Source organism: Sporosarcina sp. YIM B06819 (assembly GCF_033485175.1).
Lineage (GTDB): Bacteria > Bacillota > Bacilli > Bacillales_A > Planococcaceae > Sporosarcina.
The window spans coordinates 25,065-35,465 of sequence record NZ_JAWLIQ010000033.1; the positions used below are offsets into that span (position 1 = coordinate 25,065).

A 10,401-nucleotide genomic window follows, 5' to 3' on the forward strand; every position below is an offset into this window, starting at 1 on the left:
TTCGCACCTTCCTATTCTCGTTGATTCCTTTACTCAAATCCATTACTATTATAGAAATCTTATTCACTATAATCTACATCTATATAAAACTTTACCCTGTCGCCCAGCAAATAATATTTTGAATAATGGACAGGCAAGTCATTGGATCCATAGATTATTTTCTTTACTAAGATTACAGTTGACATTTTATTAATGCCTAAGTGCTTGCAGATTTCAGATGATGGATGTACATATTCAACTTCTTTTTCAACTCGTGTAAACTTAACATTATAATTTTCTCTAATCACCTTAAAAGTAGATACATTATCCGATATTAATGTTTCAATATCTGGATATATACTTTTAGGTAAATATGCATAATCAATACTAAAAGGTCCATCTGAATCTTTCACAATACGAACTAACTTTAGGAATTCCCTATTTTCTCGTAAAAGGACTTTTGGTATTTCCGGATCATCCGAAACCACTTTACTATATAAAATTTTTTTCTTTATATTATTCTCCTCGGTAGATAGGCCTTCTGTAAACCCCTTCAAATTCAATAAATGGAGATTCTTTTTTGTTGCTTTGACAAAGGTCCCTTTTCCTCTAATTACTTCTATAACATTTTCATCAACTAATTCCTTTATGGCCCTTCTAATCGTGATTCGACTTACATTATAAATCTTCCCTAGTTCCATTTCGTTTGGTATCTTGTCCTTAGCTTTTAAGTTATTACTTTTTATTAATTCTTTTATACCGATTTTAATTTGCTCATATAACAGAATTGATTCATCAGAATTCGTATTTTTTTCGCTCTTCATAATAACACTCCTATCAATACATCAAGACATTACTGTTAGTTAACTTTACATGAAGAGGTACTATAAAACAATTTATCATCAGTATTCCTTCGGGTAGCCGAATCCACCATAGAATCCACATGTTTTTTCAGCAGATTTTGTAGCTCTTTCAATGGCCTCTTCTATCGCCACTTCATTTTTATAATGCACTAAAAAAGCTCCAATCAAACTATCTCCTGCTCCCATCGTATCTACAACAGTAATCGGGTTTAAGTTTTGGTTGAAAATTTCTCCACTCTTAATAAATAAAGCCGGTAAACTACCACGAGTTACTACCGCTATTTCAAAGTTTAGTTTTTTTACCTGCTCAATAAATACATTTAATTCTTGATTATTTAATTCAGCTGCTGAAAAAAATGCATATTTGATATGCTGTGCAATGGACTCAATATAGTCTAAATTTAATCTATTTGAAAAATCATATGAAATATCGATTACATTCGAAACATTCGCTAGTTCACTTTCCATCGAAGAGTAACAACTAACATGACATACATCAAATTTTGATATAAAATCTAAGTCTTCTTTTATCAATTGAAGCTTCAGTTTATGTTGTACAGTATTTTTAGCTCCCCCAACAAAAATTCGATCGCCAGTTGGAGTAAGAGATACTTGCGGTTGACCGCTAAGACCATCTGCTTTTCGAGAAAGACTAAAATCAATTGATTCCTCTTTCAATGCATACTTGATATGTTCTGCCATACCGTCAGAGCCGAAAATTCCGATATAAGCTACGTTTTCAGCACCATTCCTTTTGGCATTGACAGCTACATTGACACAGTTACCACCCGGATAATATGTTTGCTGATCCAAATAACAATCTACAACATTATCGCCAACAGCTATTAAATTCATGGAAATTCCTCCTTTTATCCCTTAACCGACCCCTCAGACAAACCTCTAACTAAATATTTTTGTAGTAAAATCAATAAAATAATCATAGGAATGGATGCTATTACCATTCCAGCTAAAAGAACTCCCCAATCAGTTCGCAGTGCATCCCTAAAATTCATCAGACCAGAAGGGATTGTTTTTAATACATCTGAATCAATAAAAACAGTGGCAAATAAAAACTCATTCCAAGCGAAAAATGCAGTGAATACAATTGCAGTCATAATAATTGGGATTGACAATGGAAGATAAATTTTACTGTAGATCCCAAACTCGCTGCATCCATCAATTATGGCTGATTCCTCTAAATCTTTAGGGATGCTTAAGAAGTAAGCCCTTATTAATATAATGGTTAAAGGCAATCTAAATGCGACATAAGTTAATATTAACGCCCATCGAGTATTGATTAAATCCATCCAAGTTAGCATTTCAAATAATGGAATTAAGGCAACTTGAGGATTCATCATGAGTCCTCCAACGATAAAAATTAACGAAAAATCAATCCATCTTGATTTGTACCTCGACAATGTAAACGCTGCCATGGATCCTATTAAAACAACCAAAACAATTGTTGAAAGAGTAACAATTAAACTATTAATAAAGTAACTGGATATACCTTTAGACCATGCAGTTAGATAGTTTTCAAAATGCCATTCAGTTGGAAGTGACCACACCTTATTATAAATTTCATCGTAGCTTTTTAATGATGAAATGACCATCCAAAAAAGTGGATAAAGGATAAGTAATGCTAAAAACAATAACCCTAGAAGAATTAGATTCTTGGAAACTTTAGCATGTAAGTTTAATTTTGCAATAGATTTAAAGAATCCAGTATTTCTATTGTATTCCACGTATTCTTCATTTGTATTTGTTTTAGTCACCTTACTCATCCTTTCCAGTTCTAGAAACTTTTATTTGAATCAAGGCAAATATCGCTGTCAATGCAAAAATTAATGTTGCTACCGCTGAGGCATATCCCATATTGTCTTTAACAAATCCCTGCTGATACATATGCACTGACAATGTCATGGAACTAAATCCTGGACCGCCATTTGTTAAGATGTAAGGCTCATTGAAAACCAACATAGCCCCTGTAATCGTAATTAGCGTGTTCACAAACATCGTTTCCTTCACTTGTGGAACGGTAATACTTAAGAATCTCCTAACCTTTCCTGCACCATCTATATCAGCAGCCTCATATAATTCTTTAGGAATTTTCTGGATTGCAACAATGAACAACATCGTGATGAAACCTATACTTTGCCATTGTGACATTGCAATAACTGCATAGATTGATGCAGTCGCATTTCCTAACCAAGGGATCGCAAAGTTTTCGAGTCCAATTAGTTCTAAAAAGCTATTTAAAAGCCCCATTTGAGGATTGTAGATAAATCCAAATAATAACGCGATAACAGATATTGAAATCATGACCGGTATAAAATAAATGATACGCAAAGCTGGAGCAACTCTTCTAAATAATTTATCTTCCAAAATCGTTGCTAAGATTAAAGCGAATGCAACTTGAAAAACCATTGAAACCACTGCATATTTAATATTATTTAAAAAAGCAATAACGATGACTTTATCTTGTAGCAAGTATTTAAAAGCAGCAAATCCAATATACTCTTTCGTTGGTGAAAATACACTAAAATCAAAAAAGCTATTATAGAAGTTTTGTACGAGTGGAAAGTAAATGAAGATACCTAATAACAATATACTTGGTAGTATGAATAGAGTTGGAATAACTTGTTTTTTTCTATAGATCACACATACACCTTCTCTCATATAGATAAGCCCTAATATTCAATGAACATTAGGGCTTCTATAACCCCTTATTGCTACTTTTTCAATTTCTCTGCTTCTTGCTGGACTGCTTTTAGTATTTCCTCTGGAGTAGTTTGCCTTGTGGCTAACTCCTGACCACCACGCATAAAGATGTCTGCAATGTTTATATTTACTGCATTATCAAACCACGGTGCAGTTGAAGAGGCTTTCATTATTATATCGTAAGCCTCTAGACTATTGGCTTTAACATTTTCTGAAGTTACCGCTCCTTTAACTGCATTTAGTTGACCAGCCGTTTTTGTAAATTCAAAAGCAGTTTCTTCTGAAGTCAAGAATTTCAAAAATTCTACAGCTTCTTTAGGCGCATTTTTACTTAACATCCAACCTTCAGGAGCTCCGGTTAATGAAGTTTGATTTCCTTTCCCGTTTGAGACTTCTGGGAAATTGAAGAAACCAATTTCTACATCCCCTATGTCTTCCACCATCTTAATTTCCGCGAATTGCATATACAAGATAGGTACTTCGCCATTTCCAAACATGTTCCGAGCCGCCTCATGATCAATCGCAGTCGAAACATCGCCCATATACGTCGTCAATTCTTGAAACATTTCAAGCCCCGTGATATAACCAGCATCTGTAAACTCGCCAGTTTCTTGGTTATAATCTTTCTCCAATATAGACGGCTCGACAACTCTGTCGAAGATAGTGCCTAGGTAATGAGAAATTGCCCAAGTATTCGTTAACCCTTCTACTAAAGGTTCTTTATATCCAGCTTCTTGCAGTTTATTTAATACTTCGATGAACTCATCGTAAGTGGTAGGTACAGCAATATTATTTTCTTTAAAAATCTCTTTATTATAAAAAAATGCTTTTCCATCAACTGTAAATGGTATTCCATATGTTACATCATCAAAGGTAAATCCACCATACTGTGATTCAATTATTTTTGAAGACCAGTCTTTATCATTACTAATGACATCGTTTAATGACATAATCTTGTTTGAAGAAACTAAATTTTGTGCAAAAGAATCTGACCATGAAGTAAAAATATCCGGTAATTTATTTCCTGAAACTAAAACTTTAATCTTTTCTTTGTATGAATCATTTAGAACTGAGTCAACATTAATTTTGACATTCGGATTTTCATCCATAAACTCTTTTATTTTTTCGTCATAAAAAGATTTTCTCGGTTCATTTGGCCATCTGTGGAAAAAATTGATTTCAACAATATCTTCATTACCCACAGTATCTTCACTATTTGCACTTTCGTTCCCTTTGTCTGCATTACAGGCGGCAAGTATTACGATAAATATAAGTAACATAACTAGAAGACCTGGCACTTTTTTCATTAAAAACCCTCCTTGTCTTTTGATGTCGCGAAATAACGGTACACTAGGTATATCAAAACGCTTAGTATTCCATTTTCCACATATATCTTCTTACCGATAATGGGTGACCCGTATGTTCTGCTAATCCGTCTGCATATAGTCTTAAAACAAAGCTCGTTAATGCAGGTCCAAAATATTCACGTAAATCTTCATCAATCCCGTCGTAATTGAACATTTTAACATCTACAACTTCTACTTTTTCGCTAAATTTGTTTACAAAATCTAAGGCACGCTCATCTAGCGGACGACTTGCTCCTTCTCCTTTAATCACTAGAAATGGAACATCGAAATCTGTTATTTCGAAAGGTCCGTGGAAATACTCTCCGGAATGAATTGCATTCGAGTGAATCCATAACATTTCCATTAATAAGCAACTTGTAAATGAATACGCATGGTGGATATAAGCTCCACTTGCCATCGTGTAAATAATACTTTCTCTTTTATTCTTTTTACCAAATTTATTGGCTGCCTCTAAAAATAGTTCAGTATTTTTCTCAATCAAGTTCCCCAATTTCGGTAATTGATTAACAATACGAGAATATTTTTCATTTGGAGATAGAACATTTAGGATTTCGAAAATTAATGTGTAAAACATTCCTGCCTCACCATCAATCGCATCTGACCCATCTTTGTAATTGTAGTGCACGATATGCTCTGAGGCTTGGCAAAGCGGTGATTCAGTTTCCATTGATATGGCCACCGTGAGTGCACCTTTTGCCGCTGCAAAACTTGCTGCTTCGACGGTTTCAGGTGTTGTACCTGAATGAGATCTCAATATTACTAAACTATCTTTTCCAAGCAATTTAGGATTACGATGGACGAATTCATTTGAAGTATAAACAAAGCTTGGTACTTCACTTTCCTTATTTATGAAGTATTCTCCGAGTGATAGTGATGCCATTGATCCACCACATGCTACAAAAAATACGTTTTGAATATTTTTGGCTTTTACCGCTTTTACAACATTCTCGATTTGAGTTGCATGTTCATGTTTCATGTCCACACCCCTTTGGCAATTTTTAACGCTCTCTGCTTCTTTGACTGAAATGCCATGTTCTTGTTTCAAATTAGCACCCCTCCCATTTTCGATAACGTCATATGACGTTATATCAGTTATTATACGATATGATATTATTAATAGTCAATACTATTTACAATATTCTGTTTAAATAGTATTGTTATTTACTTGAAAACTTTCGTTTTTAAAATATCTACATGCAGTTGCATTCAAAAAAACGACAATTTCTTTGAAATCGAGTGATTTGACGTTTTTTCCTTGCTTATTCTTATTCCCTCTATAGAGCCCTATTCTGGGGATTGGCCGCAAATATATCCATTGTCCCTTGCATCTCCATAACCAATAGGTGAATTGTAGCTATATCGTATCTCTATCTATGATCCCTTCTATTCTTCACTTCAATTTGAAAGACGATAAAAAGTTAATTGCAGATTTCCAGCGGTGTGTGGCTAAACAGCACTGAAATTGGCCACACTTTAATCAAAATACTAGTCAGGTGTCAATCATCCTTTCTCCCTCCAACTATAAATGTTGATGTATCAACGGTTTAATCGGTTGTTAGGGTGCCAAAAAATATTTTAGACACTATGATAAACAATAATAATTAGATGTGTGAATCTTCAAATAGGTCAGGCTACGCTACGCGTTCGTCACTGGATAATACAAGTTACGATAATGTTTCAATATACGATGCACAATGGATCTCCACATAGCTTATGATGACGTACCCTCCCACGTCTTTTGGCATCTTGTGCGCATACATTCCTTCGTTCGGTCTAGTCATAAGGCGAAGGCTGGCGAAGCTCGTATAGGACTCAATGGTCGAATGGAGGTAATAATGCCGGCTTCTCCGGGTCATCCAGTTGTCTAGTGATACTTCGAAATGAATCCGTTACGCAGCCACTGGGAGCTTAGGGATGTCCTTCATCATTTGTTGTGCGTCAAATACCATGTACTTCGAACATATAGCTTGTAACAACTTCAGTAACTTACCGCATAGAACCACGATTGACTTTTTTTACGTAATGGATTTGTCTGTCTTGTTATGTAATACTCGTGCAGTTTTCGAAACGCTTCATTTGTGCCGAATCATTGTAATCATGACCCGTAAGAGGAGCGCACGTAACTAGTGTCTACCCCGTTTGGAAATGCGTTTCTGTCCCTTGTGCTGACCGTAAGAATTCTCCCGTAATGTCAATCCCGCAAGTTTGATTAATTAGCCTGGATGATCATAATGGGCGAAACTGCCGATTTCAGACAGTAAATGGATAATCGTTTTGTCTCCGAGTCCTAGGACAGTTCGATGTCAATGATGACATCTGTCTTATCGAAAGCTTTCATCGCTTCAAGAATCAGTTCATAGAAGAATTCTAATCCTTGTCTGGATTGATGAACCGGAAACGATTTCTTCAGGAGCAGACCACGTCCATCCACCATGCAGGCTTAGTAGGTGTGTTTGGCGATGTCCATTCCGATGACGAGGGTTTTGCAGCTCTAAGGAATAAATATTTTTCGAGCTAACTACCAGACAAATCTTTCCTTAAAATAGATGTATACTACGATAATATAGGCATGGCAGCAACTATTTTAAAGAGGCGTTTTTCTTGTTGACCAGATAAGAAAAACGATTGAACCAGAAAAAACTATTTCTTCGAATTCATAAGGATTCAACGACATTTCTTTAAAGATCTTCAACTTCACCTGTCGCGTGTACAGGATCCGAGGCATCAAAGTTATATTAGCCCATTTGAATTATTGCTTCCCATGATGTTAATAAAAAATGCCTGCAGCCTCACCAGCATGCGCATTATGACCAACTATTAAAAAAAACACTTCAAAAACCTCAAAGAAATAACTGGCATTGAAACACTGGAAGAATTACCTCATTATGATTCAATCAACAACTATTTATAGCAGCTTCCCTTAGATGAATTAGAGGAAATTAAAACCTATATAATCAAGGAATTATTGAAGAAAAGATGTTTTGAGGATTACAGAATAAATAAAAAGTATTGGAGAATTATCTTTGACGGAACATACCTATTTAGTTTTGATAAAAAAACAATGTGAACACTGATTGAAACGTGTTTCACAAACTAAAGCTGCGGGAGAGAAAAAACCGTTTATACGCATCATGTATTGGAAGCTAAATTGGTAGTTGGCCATCTGGTGTTGATTCTAGGTTCTGAATTTATTGAAAAAGAATCAGAAGAAGTCACGAAACAGGATTGCGAGTTGAAGGCATTCCGTCGCTTTGCCAAGACGATTAAGTCCACTAATAAACGCCTGCCTATTTGCATATTAGTAGACAGCCTTTATGCTTGTGAAGGTGTGTTTAGTTTGTGTAACGAATACCGGTAGAGATATGTCCTTCGGATTAAGGAAGGGCGGATTAAGAGTATTGAGGAGGATTTGAGACATTAAAGTATATTGAACAAGCAAATCAGCTCGACACATTTTTTTGGGTAAATGATATCAGTTACAAGAAACGTACCTTGAACGGGCTTGAATACCGTGTTGATGAAAGGGATGGGCAGACGCAAAAATATACGTTTATCACCGATTTAACGGTGAAGGAAAAGAACTGCAAGCAACTAATCGAGGTGGGACGAAGTCGATGGTGTATTGAAAACCAATGGTTAAATCGTCAGAAAAATCTGCAGTACCATTTTGAACATGGCAATAGCCAAAATTATGTCGCCATGAAAAACCATTATCTCCTAGCACAAATTACAGATATCGTCATGCATCTTTTTGAATACGGGCTTCCCAATTTAAAAACCATCAAGAAAATAGTAATAGAATTATCCTCGAATTTGTTGGAGGCAATTCGCACACGCAAGTTAACAGTCAAGGAAAGACTAGCGTTAGCAAAACCTATATAAGTAAGGTTCATCTAACATATTAAGTATAGCAAAGGAAGTGGTAAGAAGAAAGAAATTTCAAACATCTTCCTGTGTATGTGAACGAATGATTCTATATATACTCCAGCTAGGCGCCGAGCGTTGTTAGTAGGCTTCAATAGTTCAACTTATATGGCACATTAAATATCCAGTTTTCATCCAATTTATTTGTTTATGGACTAAATATAGAAAGGGAAAAACGTTACTTTTTTTAAATAAATTTTCGCAAATATATGAAATGAAGTGTTTTTTACTCTTCACAGCTGAGATAAAACGATTCCGCTTGACTGTCTTTTCGATAAGATGGTATATTTAGTTTTTATAGGCAAAAAATCTAAATATTTAAAAATCAGGAGGAAGTCATGGGAAGATTAATTCATTTTGAAGTTCATGTGGATGACATGGAACGGGCAAAAAAGTTTTATGGAGAGGTATTTGGATGGTCATTTCAAGATTGGAGTGATTTTGCAGGAATGCCTTACTTTGGAGCAGTTACGGGCGATGAGAGTGAGCGTGGGATCGATGGTGCTCTGATGCAACGGCAAAGTGCTCCACCTGAAGCGGGTCAAGCCTTAAATGGATTTGCTTGTACAATGGGTGTGGAGAATTACGACGTAACAGAAGAGAAAATTATGGCGAATGGTGGCACAGTAGCCATGCCTAAATATGCCCTGCCTGGCATGGCGTGGCAAGGATATTATATGGACACAGAAGGCAATATTTTTGGAATCCATCAACCCGATGAGAATGCAAAATAAAATTTATCGGCAAAAAGATTTGGAGAGAAATGAACTGAGTTATAGAACGTAAAAGAAGGGCTGTCTTGGAAAGCATTGTCAAGAGGAGTTAACTACTGTTATCAATAACATTGAAGATTATATAAAAATATAGTAAAAGATCTATTAGCTTAGAAGTTTTTTAACGGTTATCTGCGCGTTAAATAGGGTAAAGATTGTTAATGAAGTTGAAACTACGATTGGAAGCGAAAAAAGTAAAGGGGATGCTTGTTTTGAAAAAAGCATATAAAACGGAAATTCTCCTCACCGCTGACCAACAACAAAAAATCAACCAGACCATCGGCGTTTGTCGATACGTCTATAATCTCTATCTGGATACTGCGCAGAAGCATTACAAGGAAACAAAGAAACACCTGTCTGGCTTTAACTTTTCAAAATGGTTGAACAATGTTCATACGAAAGAAACTGATCAATGGATTAAGGATGTTTCCAGTAAAGCTGTGAAACAAGCCATCATGAATGGTGATAAGGCTTTTCGAAACTTTTTTAAGGGATTAGCCAAATTTCCACGTTTCAAAAAGAAAAAGAATCAAGATGTTAAAGCTTATTTTCCGAAAAATAATGCAACTGATTTGCCGATAGAGCGCCATCGCATTAAAATCCCGACGATGGGTTGGGTTCGTTTAAAGGAAATGGGGTATATCCCAACGAATGCAACGGTCATAAACTGCACAGTGTCGCAAAAAGCGGGTCTATATTTTGTTTCTGTGTTATGTGAGGTTGAAGAAGTGAAAGAAGCACATGTGCCCGAGCATGACGGAATTGGCATTGATTTAG

The 10,401-nt window shown here is 35.6% G+C and carries 9 protein-coding genes and 1 pseudogene; 3 read left to right on the plus strand and 7 right to left on the minus strand.

What is annotated here, in order from left to right; all coding sequences use genetic code 11:
- Positions 1-59 precede the first annotated feature (59 nt).
- The 7 genes and pseudogenes from R2B72_RS17115 to R2B72_RS17145 all read right to left on the minus strand — a co-directional run.
- A complete protein-coding gene (locus R2B72_RS17115; RefSeq protein ID WP_318618042.1) occupies positions 60-803 on the minus strand; it encodes a GntR family transcriptional regulator in 744 nt (247 codons plus the stop codon).
- Between the two features lie 78 nt (positions 804-881).
- On the minus strand, positions 882-1,697 hold the full coding sequence (locus R2B72_RS17120; protein WP_318618043.1) for a PfkB family carbohydrate kinase: 816 nt from the start codon (positions 1,695-1,697) through the stop codon (positions 882-884).
- Positions 1,698-1,711: 14 nt separating this feature from the next.
- Positions 1,712-2,614: a carbohydrate ABC transporter permease gene (locus R2B72_RS17125; RefSeq protein WP_318618044.1), complete on the minus strand. Its 903-nt coding sequence runs from the start codon at positions 2,612-2,614 to the stop codon at positions 1,712-1,714.
- A gap of 1 nt (position 2,615) precedes the next feature.
- On the minus strand, positions 2,616-3,518 hold the full coding sequence (locus R2B72_RS17130) for a sugar ABC transporter permease (RefSeq protein ID WP_318618046.1): 903 nt from the start codon (positions 3,516-3,518) through the stop codon (positions 2,616-2,618).
- Between the two features lie 53 nt (positions 3,519-3,571).
- Entirely contained in the window at positions 3,572-4,867 is a 1,296-nt protein-coding gene (locus R2B72_RS17135; protein WP_318618047.1) for an ABC transporter substrate-binding protein, read from the minus strand.
- A gap of 61 nt (positions 4,868-4,928) precedes the next feature.
- A complete protein-coding gene (locus R2B72_RS17140) occupies positions 4,929-5,972 on the minus strand; it encodes an SIS domain-containing protein (protein WP_318618048.1) in 1,044 nt (347 codons plus the stop codon).
- A gap of 844 nt (positions 5,973-6,816) precedes the next feature.
- A pseudogene (locus R2B72_RS17145) lies at positions 6,817-7,227 on the minus strand (transposase); the annotation flags it as partial.
- A gap of 1,192 nt (positions 7,228-8,419) precedes the next feature.
- Between R2B72_RS17145 and R2B72_RS17150 the strand changes: the two are divergent.
- The 3 genes from R2B72_RS17150 to R2B72_RS17160 form a co-directional block, all read left to right on the plus strand.
- The gene (locus tag R2B72_RS17150; RefSeq protein WP_318618049.1) at positions 8,420-8,809 is read left to right on the plus strand and encodes a hypothetical protein; all 390 of its coding nucleotides are present in this window, start codon (positions 8,420-8,422) and stop codon (positions 8,807-8,809) included.
- Positions 8,810-9,189: 380 nt separating this feature from the next.
- Positions 9,190-9,585 (plus strand): VOC family protein, encoded by a 396-nt coding sequence (locus R2B72_RS17155; protein ID WP_318618050.1) that lies wholly within the window; start codon positions 9,190-9,192, stop codon positions 9,583-9,585.
- A gap of 251 nt (positions 9,586-9,836) precedes the next feature.
- Positions 9,837-10,401 (plus strand): transposase (locus R2B72_RS17160; protein WP_318618051.1); only part of this gene is annotated, 565 nt, incomplete at its 3' end.